At 71.5% G+C, this 13654-nt stretch carries 11 protein-coding genes; 5 read left to right on the top strand and 6 right to left on the bottom strand.

From position 1 onward, the window contains the following. The first annotated feature begins 58 nt into the window (after positions 1-58). Positions 59-757, top strand: a complete 699-nt coding sequence (locus tag EJ357_RS15140) for a TerB family tellurite resistance protein (protein ID WP_126392124.1) — start codon at positions 59-61, stop codon at positions 755-757. A 9-nt stretch (positions 758-766) separates the two neighbouring features. Here the strand turns inward: EJ357_RS15140 and EJ357_RS15135 are convergent, their stop codons facing one another. Further along, positions 767-1195 carry a DUF6234 family protein gene (locus tag EJ357_RS15135; RefSeq protein ID WP_126392123.1) on the bottom strand — a complete coding sequence of 143 codons (429 nt, stop codon included), beginning with the start codon at positions 1193-1195 and terminating at the stop codon, positions 767-769. 207 nt (positions 1196-1402) lie between these two features. Here EJ357_RS15135 and EJ357_RS15130 point away from each other — a divergent pair, with 207 nt between their 5' ends. From EJ357_RS15130 to EJ357_RS15115, 4 genes are all read left to right on the top strand, one after another. Next, positions 1403-3478 (top strand): MMPL family transporter, encoded by a 2076-nt coding sequence (locus tag EJ357_RS15130; protein ID WP_126392122.1) that lies wholly within the window; start codon positions 1403-1405, stop codon positions 3476-3478. Between the two features lie 119 nt (positions 3479-3597). Next, positions 3598-4791 (top strand): sensor histidine kinase, encoded by a 1194-nt coding sequence (locus tag EJ357_RS15125; RefSeq protein ID WP_228473169.1) that lies wholly within the window; start codon positions 3598-3600, stop codon positions 4789-4791. Continuing rightward, a complete protein-coding gene (locus EJ357_RS15120; protein WP_126392121.1) occupies positions 4788-5447 on the top strand; it encodes a response regulator in 660 nt (219 codons plus the stop codon). Before EJ357_RS15125 ends, EJ357_RS15120 begins: the two co-directional genes overlap by 4 nt. 48 nt (positions 5448-5495) lie before the next feature. Beyond that, positions 5496-6701, top strand: coding sequence for a sialidase family protein (locus EJ357_RS15115; protein WP_126392120.1), 1206 nt, complete (start codon positions 5496-5498; stop codon positions 6699-6701). Between the two features lie 215 nt (positions 6702-6916). On the opposite strand, the gene EJ357_RS15110 is transcribed toward EJ357_RS15115, so the two are convergent. From EJ357_RS15110 to EJ357_RS15090, 5 genes are read right to left on the bottom strand one after another with little or no spacing between them, the layout of a single operon-like run. Next, entirely contained in the window at positions 6917-7852 is a 936-nt protein-coding gene (locus EJ357_RS15110; protein WP_126392119.1) for a dihydrodipicolinate synthase family protein, read from the bottom strand. Beyond that, the gene (locus EJ357_RS15105; RefSeq protein WP_126392118.1) at positions 7852-8871 is read right to left on the bottom strand and encodes an oligopeptide/dipeptide ABC transporter ATP-binding protein; all 1020 of its coding nucleotides are present in this window, start codon (positions 8869-8871) and stop codon (positions 7852-7854) included. Before EJ357_RS15105 ends, EJ357_RS15110 begins: the two co-directional genes overlap by 1 nt. 19 nt (positions 8872-8890) lie before the next feature. Beyond that, positions 8891-10882, bottom strand: a complete 1992-nt coding sequence (locus EJ357_RS15100) for a dipeptide/oligopeptide/nickel ABC transporter permease/ATP-binding protein (RefSeq protein WP_126392117.1) — start codon at positions 10880-10882, stop codon at positions 8891-8893. Further along, on the bottom strand, positions 10879-11838 hold the full coding sequence (locus EJ357_RS15095; protein ID WP_126392116.1) for an ABC transporter permease: 960 nt from the start codon (positions 11836-11838) through the stop codon (positions 10879-10881). The genes EJ357_RS15100 and EJ357_RS15095 overlap by 4 nt, the downstream gene beginning before the upstream one ends. 17 nt (positions 11839-11855) lie before the next feature. Beyond that, positions 11856-13484 (bottom strand): ABC transporter substrate-binding protein, encoded by a 1629-nt coding sequence (locus EJ357_RS15090; protein ID WP_126392115.1) that lies wholly within the window; start codon positions 13482-13484, stop codon positions 11856-11858. Between the last annotated feature and the right edge of the window lie 170 nt (positions 13485-13654).

The raw sequence follows: 13654 nt of genomic DNA, 5'->3' as shown, positions 1-13654 counted from the left end.
GATGTGGCTAACATCACGCAAGCGCGGCGATGTTGCCGCGGTGTTACGGAGGTGCGACGTGCTGCCAGGACGGGGACAAGACGGCCGTGCCGCCAGGGCTGCGCGCATCCTGGGCACCCGCACCGCGTGGTCGCCGGTCGGCGACGGCGAGTTCTTCTGCCCCGGATGCGGGGGCGACCGCAACTACCAGCGGCTGACCGGGCACCGCCGCTTCACTCTGCTCGGAGTGCCGGTCCTGCCGCGCGGTGAGACCGCGCCCGTCGTGGAGTGCGCGGCCTGCCGCCGTCACTTCGGCACCGACGTCCTGGACCACCCGACCACGACCCGCTTCTCCGCGATGCTCCGCGACGCCGTGCACACCGTCGCCCTGGCGGTGCTGGCGGCGGGCGGCACGTGCGCCCGTCCGGCCCTGGAGGCCGCGGCGGTCACGGTGCGCGCGGCCGGCTTCGACGACTGTACGGAGGAAGGGCTGGGCGCCCTCGTCGAGGCGCTGGCGGCGGACACCGGGCGGGTCTTCTCCGAGCCGTGCGGTGCCGGGCTGGCCATAGAGCTCCATGAGGCCCTCGACCCGCTCGCCCCGCACCTCGCCGCGGCCGGCCGCGAGTCCATCCTGCTGCAGGGCGCCCGCATCGCCCTGGCCGACGGCCCGTACACGCCCGCCGAGCGCGACGTCCTCGCGACGGTCGGCGCGGCCCTCACCATCTGCGCCGAGGACGTGACCCGGCTGCTGGCCGCGGCGGCGCGGACGCCTTCCTGAGACGGACGCTCAGCGGTACGCGGCGGGGGCGGACACGGCCGTGCGGGCCCGGTCCTCGTGCCGCTTGTCGAACTGCGCGCCGTTCACCGCGAGGACCACGACGACCATCCCGGCGAGCACCTGCAGCGAGGCGCTGACGACGGCCCGGAGCAGACACAGCAGCGCGGCGGTCAGCAGCACGATGCCGCCTGCGATGCCCACGTAGAGCCAATTGAACGTGAAGGTGACGTCGGAGTTGTCCGCACCCGGATCGAACGGCTTCCAGTCGCCGCTGACCTCGATGCCGAGCACGAAGGCCACGACGGCCCCGAGAACGTCCAGGACGAGCAGTCCGACCGCCAGGGCGATGTCCCCGGCGACGGGCAGCTGCCCGCGTCCGCCGGGCGGGGGCGGCACATTGGCGCCGCGGAAGTGCGGGAGGCCGGTCGGGGCAGTCATGGGGGCCAGCCTTCCCGGAAAACGGCGCCGGTGCCTGAGTACGGATACTCAGGTGCCGCGTCCCGCGGTACTCCCCAGGGAGTAATCGGGGCAGCGCACCGCCCCCGGCAGTAGCCCCCAACTCGCCCTTCCGTCCGACGAATCGGCCCCGCCGCGCCGGGAGTCTGGAACCGACCCAGACATCCGGACCGGAGGGAGGCCCGTCAGATGGGGGCCGTAAGGAAAGCAGTGCTGCGCAGGCGTGCCGTGCCCTGGCTCGTGCTCGGGCTGTGGATCGCCGTGCTCGCGCTCGCCTCACCGTTCGCGTCGAAGCTGGCGGACGTCCAGCGCGACCGCGCCATCGACTACCTGCCGGCGAGCGCCGACTCCACGCAGGTCGCCAAGATCCAGGACCGGCTGCCCGGCGGCGAGGCCACCGAGATGGTCGTCGTCTACCACCGCGACGGCGGCCTGACCGCCGCCGACAAGGCCACCGCCGCCGAGCAGATCGACCGGATCGCGAGCGCCCACAAGCTCACCGGCGAACCCCAGGGCATCCCGTCCCGGGACGGCACCACCCTGATGTACCCGGTGGCCAGCACCGAGCCGGGCCAGGACGAGGAGGCCCGCGACGAACTGGTCAACGCCGTACGGGACATGGCGAAGGGCGAAGACGGGCTCGGTGTCGACGTCGGCGGCGAGGGCGCGCTCGCCACCGACGCGAGCGAGGTCTACAACTCGCTCGACGGACCGCTGCTCTACACCACCGCCGGCGTCGTCGCCCTGCTGCTGATCCTCATCTACCGCAGCCCGTTCCTGTGGCTCGTGCCGCTCGCCGTCGCGGGCGTGGCCGACTATCTGTCGATGGGCGTCGCCTACGGCCTCAACCAGGGGTTCGGGACGTCTGTTTCCGGCCAGAGCTCCGGGATCATGACGATCCTCGTGTTCGGGGCGGGCACCGACTACGCGCTGCTCCTCGTCTCCCGCTACCGCGAGGAGCTACGGCGCGTCGAGCGGCCGTACGACGCGATGGTCGCCGCGCTCAAGGGCTGCGGGCCCGCCGTGCTCGCCTCCTCCGGCACCGTCGCCGCCGGGCTGCTGTGCCTGCTCGCCGCCGACCTCAACTCCAGCCGGGGCATGGGCCCCCTCGGCACCGTCGGCGTGCTGTGCGCGCTCGCCGCCATGCTGACCCTGCTGCCCGCGATCCTCGTGCTGCTCGGCCGGCGCGTGTTCTGGCCGCTCGTACCGCGCTACGGCAGCACGCCCAAGGCCCGCCGGTCCCTGTTCACCGCGATGGGCAGCTCCGCCGGACGCCGGCCCCTCACCGTCCTCGCGGGCGGCGCCGTCCTGCTCGGCGCACTGGCCCTCGGTGTGCTGAACCTGCCCGGCAGCCTCAAGCAGGAGGACTCCTTCACCAGCAAGCCCGACGCGGTCGCCGCCATGGAGACGCTCGCCAAGGCCTACCCCGAGCGCGGCACCCAGCCCATCAGCGTCATCACGCCGCAAGACCGCCTCGCCGAGACGCTCACGTCGATCCGCGGCACCCGGGGCGTCGACAGCGCGCAGAAGGGACGTACCGCAGAGGGCTGGACCGAGATCTCCGTCCTCGCCGCCGCACCACCCCAGTCGGCCGGCGAGACGGCCACCATCGAGGCCCTGCGCGACAAGCTCCACGGCTCCTACGTCGGCGGGCCCAGCGCCGAGCAGATCGACCTGAAGGACACCAACGCCCGGGACCGTCTGGTCGTCGTGCCGATCGTGCTGCTGTCCGTGCTGCTCATCCTGGTCGCCCTGCTGCGCTCGCTCGTGGCGCCGCTGATCCTGGTGGCGGCCGTGGTCGCGGTGTGGGGCGCGGCGCTCGGCATCGGCGGGCTCGTCTTCGGGCCGCTCTTCGGCTTCGAGGGCACGGACCCGGGACTCGGCCTGCTGTCCTTCGTGTTCCTGGTGGCCCTCGGCGTCGACTACGGCATCTTCCTGATGCACCGGATGCGCGAGGAGTGCCTGAACGGCGCCGAACCCGCGACGGCCGCGCTCACCGCGCTGCGTACGACCGGCGGTGTCATCGCCTCCGCCGGGCTCGTCCTCGCCGCCACCTTCGCGGTGCTCACCAACATGCCGCTGGTCCCCCTCGTCGAGCTGGGCTTCGTCATCGCGGTGGGCGTGCTGCTCGACACCTTCCTGGTCCGCACCTACCTGGTCACCAGCGCGAGCGTCGCGCTGCGCCGCAAGGTGTGGTGGCCGGGCGGGCTGTCCCGGGCGCCGCAGCCCCCGGTCCGGCGGGAACGCCAGCCGGAGCCGGTGTGAGCCTCCCGCGCACCGTCAGGGCGTCCCTCCCCTCCCGGAGGGGCGCCCGCGTGGCGGAGGATGAGCCGGTGCAGCAGACGACGAAGGCGGCGGACAGCCCCCGCATCGGCGAGCGGGTCATGGCGGCCATCAACCGCGACCCCCTGACCGCCCCCCACCGAACCCGCAACGACGCCCTGCTGGCCGTGGCGTGGGCCGCCCTCGCCACCGCGATCGCCCTGCTCGGCGACAAGGCGCTCCGGCCCGACGCGCTGGGCTGGACGTTGCTGCTCGCCGCCCATGTCCCCCTCGTATGGCGGCGCCACCGTCCGGTGCTGGTCCTGCTCGCGGTCATGGTCTGCATCTCCCCGTACCACGCCTTGGAGAACAACCACGCCGCGCCCATCTTCGCGACCATGGTGGTGCTGTACACGGTCGCGGCCACCGGCACGGTCCGTCGCACGCTGCTCACCGGCGCCGCCGTCCTCGGCGTGACACTGCTCCTCAACTCCCTCAGCAACCCCGACGGGACGCTGGAGCTCCTGCGGATCTCCGGCTGGGTCTTCGCGTTCCTCTTCTGCGGCATCGACGTCCGCTACTACCGCCAGTACGTCGCCGCCATCGTCGAACGCGCCGAACGCGCCGAACGCACCCGCGAGGAGGAGGCCCGCCGCCGCGTCGCCGAGGAACGTCTGCGCATCGCCCGCGACCTGCACGACCTGCTCGCCCACAGCATCACGCTCATCGGCGTGCAGACCTCGGTGGCCGCCCATGTCCTGGCCGCGGACCCCGAGCGGCTGGACCGCGAGGCCGTCGCGAAGGCCCTGGACGACATCGCCGGGACCTGCCGCACGGCACGCGGCGAACTCCGTACGACGCTGGACGTGCTGCGCGAGCAGGGGGTCGCCGGCGAGGCACGCGGCCCGCTGCCCGGACTCGACGGCCTGCCGGACCTGGTGGAGGCGGCGCGGCTGGCCGGGGCGCGGGTGGAGTCGGCGGTACGGGTGAGCCAGGCGCCGCCCGCCGTGGGCGCGGCCGCCTACCGCATCGTGCAGGAGGCGCTGACGAACGTCGTACGGCACGCGGGGCCCGACCCCGCCGTACACATCGAACTGTACGAGGAGCAGGGCGCCCTGCGCGTGTCGGTCACCGACGAGGGCGGGTACGCGGAGGGCGCGGAGGCGGCCCCCGGCTACGGCCTCGTCGGCATGCGGGAACGGGCCCGCAGCGTGGGTGGCACACTCGACGCCGGACGGCGCGACGAGGGGGGTTTCCAGGTGACGGCCGTACTGCCCGTCAGAACTGTCGGAACGGACGGGGAAGGTGACCGATGATCCGCGTCCTGCTCGCGGACGACCAGACGCTCGTCCGGGAGGCGTTCGCCATGCTGGTCGAGTCGGCCCCGGACATGGAGGTCGTCGGCCAGGCGGGCACCGGCCGCCAGGCCGCGGAACTGGTCCGCAGCGCACGCGCCGACCTCGTCGTGATGGACATCCGGATGCCCGACCTGGACGGCATCGAGGCGACCCGGCTCATCGCGGCCGACGAGGACCTGGCCGGGGTGCGCATCCTGGTCCTCACCACCTACGACACCGACGAGAACATCGTGGACGCGCTGCGCGCCGGCGCCTCCGGATTCCTCGTCAAGGACACCCGGCCCGCCGAACTCCTCGACGCCATCCGTACGGTGGCGGCGGGTGAATCGCTGCTGTCCCCCGGGCCGACCGCACGGCTGATCGAGCGGTTCCTGCGCAGCCCCTCCGCGCCCACTGCCGGGGGACCCGAATACCTGTCCGAACGTGAACGCGAAGTGCTGACGCTGGTAGCGCGCGGCCTCAACAACACGGAGATCGCGGAGGCGTTGGGGCTGAGCCCGCTGACGGCGAAGACCCACGTCAGCCGGATCATGGGGAAACTGGGGGCTCGGGACCGGGCGCAGTTGGTCATCGTGGCGTATGAGTCAGGGATGGTGACACCGGGGAACCTGTGACGGACAGGTCAATGCTGACACCCCGTCAAGGGAACTCAAGGGAACTCGATGACCATCCTGAGTCGCACGCTCAGTCGTACTTTCCTAGTCACCGCAGTACTCCTGACCGCCCCCCTCACCACGGCCGGCAACGCCTCGGCGGGCGACGCCGGCTGCACGTCCTCCGTCCCCTACGTGTCGGGGGAGGGCGGCTACGACACCTACCGCATCCCGGCGGCCATCACGACCCCGCGCGGCACGGTCCTGGCCTTCGCCGAGGGCCGGCACGACGGTGCGGGGGACACCGGCGACATCGATGTCGTCCTCAGACGTTCCACCGACGGCGGCTGCAGCTGGGGCCCGCTGACGCTGGTCGCCGCCGGGGACGGGGACACGCGGGGCAATCCGGCGCCCGTGGTGGATCCGCGCACGGGCACGGTGGTGCTGGTCACCTCCTACAACAGCGGTGCTGTGACGGAGGCGGAGATCATGCGGGGCGAGGCGACGCCTCAGGAGAGCCGGCGGGTGTTCGTACAGCGGAGCCTGGACGACGGCCGGCGCTTCTCCTCACCCCGGGACATCACGCGGCAGGTGAAGCCGGCGAACTGGCGCTGGTACGCGACGGGGCCGGGGCACGCGATCGCCCTCAGGAAGGGGCCGCACGCCGGGCGGCTGGTCGTCCCCTCGAACCACTCGGTGGCGCCCGGGCCAGGCTCGTCCGACACCGGGCAGGAGCCCAAGTACTACGGCGGGCACGCCATTTACAGCGACGACGCAGGGCTCACCTGGCGCACGGGGTTCGTGGACGACTCCTACGACGGTCGCGGCAACGCCAACGAGTCGACGGCGGCCGAACTTCCCGACGGCAGGGTGTACTTCAACTCGCGTGATCAGCTCGGTACGGAAGCGGGGAACCGGCTCGACGCGTACTCCAGCGACGGCGGCGAGACGCTGGACCTCCCGTACGCCGTCCAGCCCTCTCTGAACGACGTCCCCGTGGTCGAGGCGAGCGTCCTCCAACTCCCCGGCGCCGGCGCCCCGTTGCTCTTCTCCGGGCCCTCGGTTCCGACCGCGCGGCAGGCGATGGCCGTGTGGCGGAGCGTGGACGGCGGGGCCACCTTCACGAAGGCGCTGACGCTGTCCCAGCAGCGGGCGGCGTACTCCGATCTGGTGCCGCTCGACCGGCATGCGGTGGGGATTCTGTACGAGACGGGGGTGGCGGGGGCGTACGAGACGATCGAGTTTCGCCGGGTGGGGGTGGCTGATCTGGTGTAGCGGGCGCGGGCGGGGAGGGTTTCTCGCCCCCGCCGCCCCTACCCTCCCCGTCCTTCTGGGGCTCCGCCCCAGACCCCGCTCCTCAAACGCCGGAGGGGCTGAATTCAGCCTGTCCGGCGTTTGAGGACGAGGCCCGTTCAGGGCCGAAGCGGGGGTCTGGGGGCGGCAGCCCCCAGGGACGGGACGGGTAGGGGCGGCGGGGGCGAAAACCCTCCTTACAGCAACCCCGCCAATGCCAGATACTTCCCCACCCGCTCCACCTCCTCCGGCGCCAGCGGCACCTGCGGCTCCGCCGTCGCCGGGCAGTCGATGATCCCCCGCAGATGCAGCGCCGCCTTGAACGCGCCCAGCGCCGAAGAACCGCCCCCCATCCGCTCGGGATCGCCCACGGTGACCAGGCCGAACAGCGCGCACAGCCGCTCCTGTTCGGACCGCGCCCCCTCCCAGTCGCCGGAACGGCACAGCCGGTCGAGGCGGACGTAGCCGTGCGGATCGACGTTGGCGAGACCCGGCACCGCCCCGTCGGCACCGATCGCGAGCGCCGCGTCGACGACGAGCTCCGAGCCGGTCAGCACGCTGAAGCCCCGCACGTCGGGCCGGCCGCGGGCGCCGGTGACGACCTCGCGGAACCCGGCGAGGTCGCCACTGGAGTCCTTCAGGCCCGCCAGGGCGCCCTCCGCGGCGAGGTCGAGGATCACGTCGGCGGGGAGCTTGGTGTGGACGGAGACCGGGATGTCGTACGCGATGACCGGCACCGGGGAGCCCGCCGCGATCAGGCGGTAGTGACGGGCGATCTCGGCACGGTGGGTGCGGGCGTAGAAGGGCGCCGTCGCCACCACCGCGTCGGCACCGGCGGCGGTGACCGCCCGCACATGGTCCAGCACCCTCGGCGTCGTCATGTCGATCACACCCGCCAGCACCGGAAGCCGCCCCGCGACATGTCCGGCCACCGCCTCCACCACCAGCCTGCGCTGCCGGTCCGTCAGATACGCCGCCTCCGACGACGAACCCAGCACGAACAGACCGTGCACCCCGCCCTCCACCAGGTGGTCGACCAGCCTGAGCAGTGAGGGGACGTCCACCTCGCGGTCCGGCGTCAAGGGCGTGCAGACGGGCGGGACGACACCGGTGAGCGGGGTGGGGAACGTCATCAAGGCTCCTTGGAAAGGTGACTCTGCCGTACGAGGTCGCGGGTGGCCTCGCCCTCCTCCACTGGATGGTGACACCTGTAACGATGCTCCGGGCGAGACGCGGCCGAGAAGTCCGGCATCACGTCCGCGCACACGCCGTCCGACTTCCAGCACCGCGTCCGGAACGGGCACCCGCTCGGCGGCCGCGTCGCCGACGGCACCGGGCCGGTCAGCGGGATCGGGTCGATGGGGTCCAGCAGGCCGGGCGTCGCGGAGAAGAGGGCGCGGGTGTACGGGTGCCGGGAGCCGTCGGTGACATCGGCCGCCGGGGCCTCCTCGACGATCCGGCCCAGGTACATCGTGATCACACGGTCACTCATCCGCCGTACCGTCTGGATGTCGTGCGAGACGAAGACCAGGGCCAGGCCCAGCCGCTCCTTCAGGTCCAGGAGGAGGTTCAGGATCTGGGCGCGGACCGACACGTCCAGCGCGCTCGTCGGCTCGTCGGCCACCACCAGGTCGGGGTCCAGGGCCAATGCCCGCGCGATCGCCACGCGTTGGCGCTGACCGCCCGACAACTGGCCGGGCAGCGCGTCGGTGAGGGCGCGCGGGAGGCCGACCAGGGACATCAACTCCCTGACACGCTCCTCGCGTTGGGACTTCGTCCCTCGGTCGTGCACATCCAGCGGGTCCCGCAGTATCTGCCGGACCGGCAGGCGGCGGTTCAACGCCGTCGACGGGTCCTGGAAGATCATCCCGGTGCCGGCACCCACCGCAGTCCTGCGCTCGGCCGGGGTCATGGTCCACAGGTCGCGTCCGCGGAAGGCCACCGTCCCCGCCGTCGGCCGTTGCACTCCCACCAGCACCTTCGCCAGCGTCGACTTCCCGCACCCCGACTCGCCGACCACGCCGACCGTCTCGCCGGGCGCGATGACGAGATCGGCGCCGGTCAGGGCGTACACCTTGTCCCGGGTGAACAGCCCGCCGCTGCGCGCCTTGTGCACGACGTGCGCGTCCGACAGCTCCACCAGCGCGTTCACCCGACGACTCCCCTCGCGTTCACTGGACGACCCCGCTTTCGGAGCGGTCCGTCGGTGCCAGCACCACCGCCGGGTGGTGGCAGGCCGCCGTATGCGTCGCCGGGCCCACCAGGTCCGGGGCCGTCGTCCGGCACACCTCGCTCGCCAGCGGGCAGCGGTCCGCGAAGCGGCAGCCCGCGGGGAAGTCGGCGGGGGAGGGGACCACGCCCTTGATCTGCGTCATCCGCTCCTGCGCCGACTCCAGCGACAGCACGCTGCCCAGCAGGCCCCGCGTGTAGTGGTGCGCCGGCGCCTCCACCAGGTCGGCGGTCACGCCCGTCTCCACGATCTGGCCGCCGTACATCACGACCACCCGGTCGGTGACGTCCGCGATCAGCGCCAGGTCGTGCGAGACCAGGATCAGGGCGAAGCCCAGCTCCTCCCGCAGCCTCAGCAGCAGCTCTATGATCTGCGCCTGCACGGTGACGTCCAGCGCGGTCGTCGGCTCGTCGGCGACGATCAACTTCGGGTCGCGGGACAGGGCCATGGCGATCAGGACGCGCTGGCGCTGGCCGCCGGAGAGTTCGTGCGGGTAGCTGCGCAGGGTGCGTTCGGGGTCGAGGCCGACCAGCGTCAGGAGTGCGTGGGGGGTGCGGCGGCCGCCGCGGCGTGCGACCTGCTTGAGCTGCGAGCGGATCGTCATCGCCGGGTTCAGGGACGACAGGGCGTCCTGGTAGATCATCGCCATCTCGTGGCCCAGGAGCCGTCGCCGTACACGCATCGGCTCGCCGATCAACTGCCGCTGGTTGAACCGGACATGGCCGCGCACCCGGGCGCCCTTCGGCTCCAGGCCCATCACCGCCAGGGCCGTCAGCGACTTGCCGCAGCCCGACTCGCCGACCAGGCCCAGCACCTCACCGGGCCGCACCTCGAAGCTGATCCCGTCGACGATGTCCACGCCGCCGTGCCGGCCCTCGAAGCCGATGGCGAGGTTCTCCACCGCCAGCACCGGCTGCCCGGCCCGGTCCGGCAACGGCCGCGCCCTCGACCGCAGCCGCACCGCCGCCTCCGCCAGCCCCGGCAGCTGCAGGACCTCGCCGCTGCCCGGCTCCGGAGCCTCCAGCCGGTCCTCGGCGTCCCGTACGTCGACCTCGCGCGCCGAGGGCGCCGCCCACGCGTCCGACACGCCCTCGGAGAGGATGTTCAGGGAGAGGACGGTCACCAGCATCAGCAGGCCCGGGAAGACGGTCGCCCACCAGCCCCCGGTCAGCACCATGTTCTTGCCGTCCGCGATGACACTGCCCCAGGACGGGTCCGGCGGCCGGACGCCCGCGCCGATGAAGGACAGCGACGCCTCGAAGACGATCGCCTCCGCCACCTGGACCGTGCAGAACACCAGCACCGGGGCGGCGCAGTTGATCGCCACGTGCCGCAGCACGATGTGGGGCGTCCGTGCCCCGATCACCCGTTCCGCCGTCACATAGTCCTCGCCGTACTGGTCGAGGACGTTCGCCCGGACGACCCTCGCCACCGGTGGGGTGAAGAGGAAGGCGATCGCGCAGATCAGGACCGTGATCCCGCCGCCGAAGACCGCGACCAGCACGGCGGCCAGCGCGATGCCCGGGAACGCCATCACCACGTCCAGGCAGCGCATCAGCGTCTCGTCGACCGCCTTGCGGGAGGTCGCCGCGATCGCGCCGATCAGGGCGCCGACGACGAGCGCGAGCCCGGTCGCGCCGAGCCCGATCGCCAGCGACCAGCGGGCGCCGTACATCAGCCGGCTGAGGATGTCCCGGCCGAGGCTGTCCTGGCCCATCCAGTGCTCGGCGGACGGGTGTCCGGTGCCGTCGACGGGGGCCTGCTGGTCGAGCGGGTCGTGCGGCGCGAGCAGCGGCGCGAACAGTGCCATCAGGACCACGACGGCCAGGAAGCAGACGGCCACCTTCGACAGCAGCGGCAGTTTGCGCCAGCCGCGCAGCCGGATGCCGGGCCGGGACAGCGCCTCGGCCAGACGCTTGCGGTTGAACGTCACGTCGCCTCCCGCAGTCGCGGGTTGACCAGCAGATACAGGATGTCGATGACGAGGTTCACGACCACGAACCCGGTCGCCGTCGTCAGGACGACGCCCTGGACGACCGCCGGGTCACCGTTCTTCACGGCGTCGATCATCAGCTTTCCCATCCCGGGGAGGGAGAAGATCGTCTCGATGACGACCGCGCCGCCGAGGAGATAGCCGACCCGCAGGCCGAGGACGGTCAGCGGGTTGATGAGCGCGTTGCGCAGGACGTTCCGGCCGACAACCACCACCGGCGGCAGCCCGCTGCCGATCGCCGTGCGCACATAGTCCTTGTCCAGCTCCTCCACCACCGCCGTCCGCACGATCCGCGTCAGCTGCGCCGCCACCGGCAGCGACAGCGCGAAAGCGGGCAGGGTCATGGTCTTCAGCCAGCCGGTGAAGGAGTCCGCCGGGTTGATGTAGCCGCCGGTCGGGAACCAGCCGAGGTCGACGGCGAGGTACTGGATCATCAGCAGCGCCAGCCAGAAGCCGGGGGCGGCGACCCCGGTGAGGGAGACGACGCGGATGATCTGGTCGGGCAGGCGGTCGCGGTAGATGGCCGCCGTGACGCCGCCGAGCAGCGACAGGACGACCGCGATGCCGAGGCCCAGGAAGGTGAGCTGGAGGGTGAGCGGCAGCGCGGTCATGACCTGGTCGACGACCGGCGCACGGGTCAGGGCGCTGGTGCCCATGTCGCCGTGGACCAGGTCGCCGATGAAGGCGACGTAGCGGACGGGGAGGGGATCCAGCAGGCCGTTCTCCTCGCGGAAGTCGTGCAGCTGCTGGGCGGTGGGGTTGGCGCCCTGGAAGAACGCGGACGCCGGGTCGACGTCCGAGAACCGCATCACCAGGAACACGAACAGCACGATGCCCAGCATCAGCGGCACGAGCAGCGCGACGCGACGGGCCAGGATCCGGACGACGGTGACCACTCAGGGACTCCTGGGGCCTAGGACCACTTGGCCTGGAGGAGGTTGATGCCGGGATACGGCTGTGCCCTTATGCCGGTGAGCTGCTTCGGGTTCCAGGCCGTCATCAGCTCGTTGTGGACGACCGGGTAGAGCACGGCCTGCTCGGCGACGACGTCGATGTAGTCCTGGACCATCGTCTTCTTCTTGTCGGCGTCCGGCTCCTGGGTCGCCCGGTCCATGTCCTTGAAGAGCGCCTTGGCGACGGAGTCGCCGGCCCACCGCGTGTACTGCATCCACAGGTTCTCGGGGCCGTAGTTGTAGTGCATGATCAGGTCGGCGTCGAGGCCGAACTGGTTGGGGTTCGAGGCGGCGGCGACGACCTGGTAGTCCTGCTTCTGGTCCATCTTGGTGAAGACGGCCGTGGTCTCCTGCGGGGACAGGGTGGTCTCGACACCGATCGAGTCCCAGGACGCCTTGACGGTCGGCAGACAGTCCACGATCCAGCTCACGTTCACGGCGAGGATCTCGATCTCCAGCCCGCTGACCCCGGCCTCCTTCAGCAGCGCCTTCGCCTTGTCGGGGTCGTAGTCGTAGACGGTCTTCGCCCGCCGGTAGCTGGGGTTGGCCTCGTTGAGGAAGGAGCTCGACGGCTTCCCGTGCCCCTTGAGCGCGACCTCGATCATCTTCTCGGTGTCGATGGCGTAGTGCAGCGCCTGGCGGACGCGTACGTCGTCGAAGGGCTTGTGCTTGGTGTTGAACATCAGGAAGAGGTTGTTCATCCCGGCGCCGCCCGCGACCGTGAGTCCGCTGCTCTCCAGCTGACCGATGTTGGCGTACGGGATGTTGTCCGCGATCTGCGCGCCGGCACTCGCCCCCGAGATCCTGGCCACGCGAGGCGCCGCGTCCACGATCGTCAGCCAGTTCATCTTCTTGAAGGCCGGCTTGCGCGGCCCGTTGTAGTCGGCGAACGCCTCGAAGGTGGTGTTGGACTTCGGGTGGTGCGCGGTCTGCCGGTACGGCCCCGAGCCGATCGCCTTGCCCTTGATGGCGTCCTCCCAGGCGCCCGGCTGGGAGAAGACGTGCTTCGGCATGATCTTGGCCAGGGTGAGCCGCGAGATCCCGTCCGGGAAGGGGAACTTGAGCACCAGCTCGACGTTCTGGGCGTCGATCTTCCGGACCTCCTTCAGCCAGCTGGCGAAGAAGCCCTTGGCGAGGGTCTGGGTCTTCGGGTCGAGGATCCGGTCGAAGACGAAGACCACGTCGTCGGCGGTGACCGGCTTGCCGTCGTGGAACTTGGCGCCGGCGCGCAGGGTGAACTTCCAGGACGTGGCGTTCGGGTCGGCCGGCACCTGGGTGGCGAGCGCGGCGTACGGCTCCCGGGAGATCGGGTCGGTGTCGAGGAGCCCCTCGTAGATGTGGTTGTTGGCGGCCATGCAGAAGGCGGACGCCGTCTGGGTGGGGTCCCAGCTGCCGTCGTTGCCGTAGCCGATCACCGCGGTCAGCGTCCGGTTCTGGCCGCCGCCCCCGCCGGTCTCGTTGGTGGACTCCGGCCCCGACGAACAGGCCGACAGCGACGCGGAGACGGCGGCGGCCGCGCCCAGCGCGCCGGTGTACTTCAGGAACGACCGGCGGTGCAGCGCCGGCACGTCGTGGGTCACGTCGCGCACGGTTCCTCCTGCGGTGGGTGGTGTGAGGAGATACGACGTCCTACGTCCTGACGGTCAGCGCGACCATAGGTGGGGTGGTGGGGGCGGTCAAGGGATCTCACACGAATGGCGCATCTGCCACAGGTCGGACCAATGGTGCTGTGAAATGGCGCGAGTTGACCGCCTGTCAG

The organism is Streptomyces cyaneochromogenes, assembly GCF_003963535.1.
Classification (GTDB): domain Bacteria; phylum Actinomycetota; class Actinomycetes; order Streptomycetales; family Streptomycetaceae; genus Streptomyces; species Streptomyces shaanxiensis.
Note: the sequence above shows the minus strand (reverse complement) of the source record. Positions and strands in the feature narration are given on the sequence as shown.

What these genes read in the sequence shown, in the direction of transcription:
- EJ357_RS15135 (WP_126392123.1), bottom strand. Translation starts at nt 1,195, where the DNA reads ATGACTGCCCCGACCGGCCTCCCGCACTTCCGCGGCGCCAATGTGCCG.
- EJ357_RS15130 (WP_126392122.1), top strand. Translation starts at nt 1,403, where the DNA reads ATGGGGGCCGTAAGGAAAGCAGTGCTGCGCAGGCGTGCCGTGCCCTGG.
- EJ357_RS15125 (WP_228473169.1), top strand. Translation starts at nt 3,598, where the DNA reads ATGGCGGCCATCAACCGCGACCCCCTGACCGCCCCCCACCGAACCCGC.
- EJ357_RS15120 (WP_126392121.1), top strand. Translation starts at nt 4,788, where the DNA reads ATGATCCGCGTCCTGCTCGCGGACGACCAGACGCTCGTCCGGGAGGCG.
- EJ357_RS15115 (WP_126392120.1), top strand. Translation starts at nt 5,496, where the DNA reads ATGACCATCCTGAGTCGCACGCTCAGTCGTACTTTCCTAGTCACCGCA.
- EJ357_RS15110 (WP_126392119.1), bottom strand. Translation starts at nt 7,852, where the DNA reads ATGACGTTCCCCACCCCGCTCACCGGTGTCGTCCCGCCCGTCTGCACG.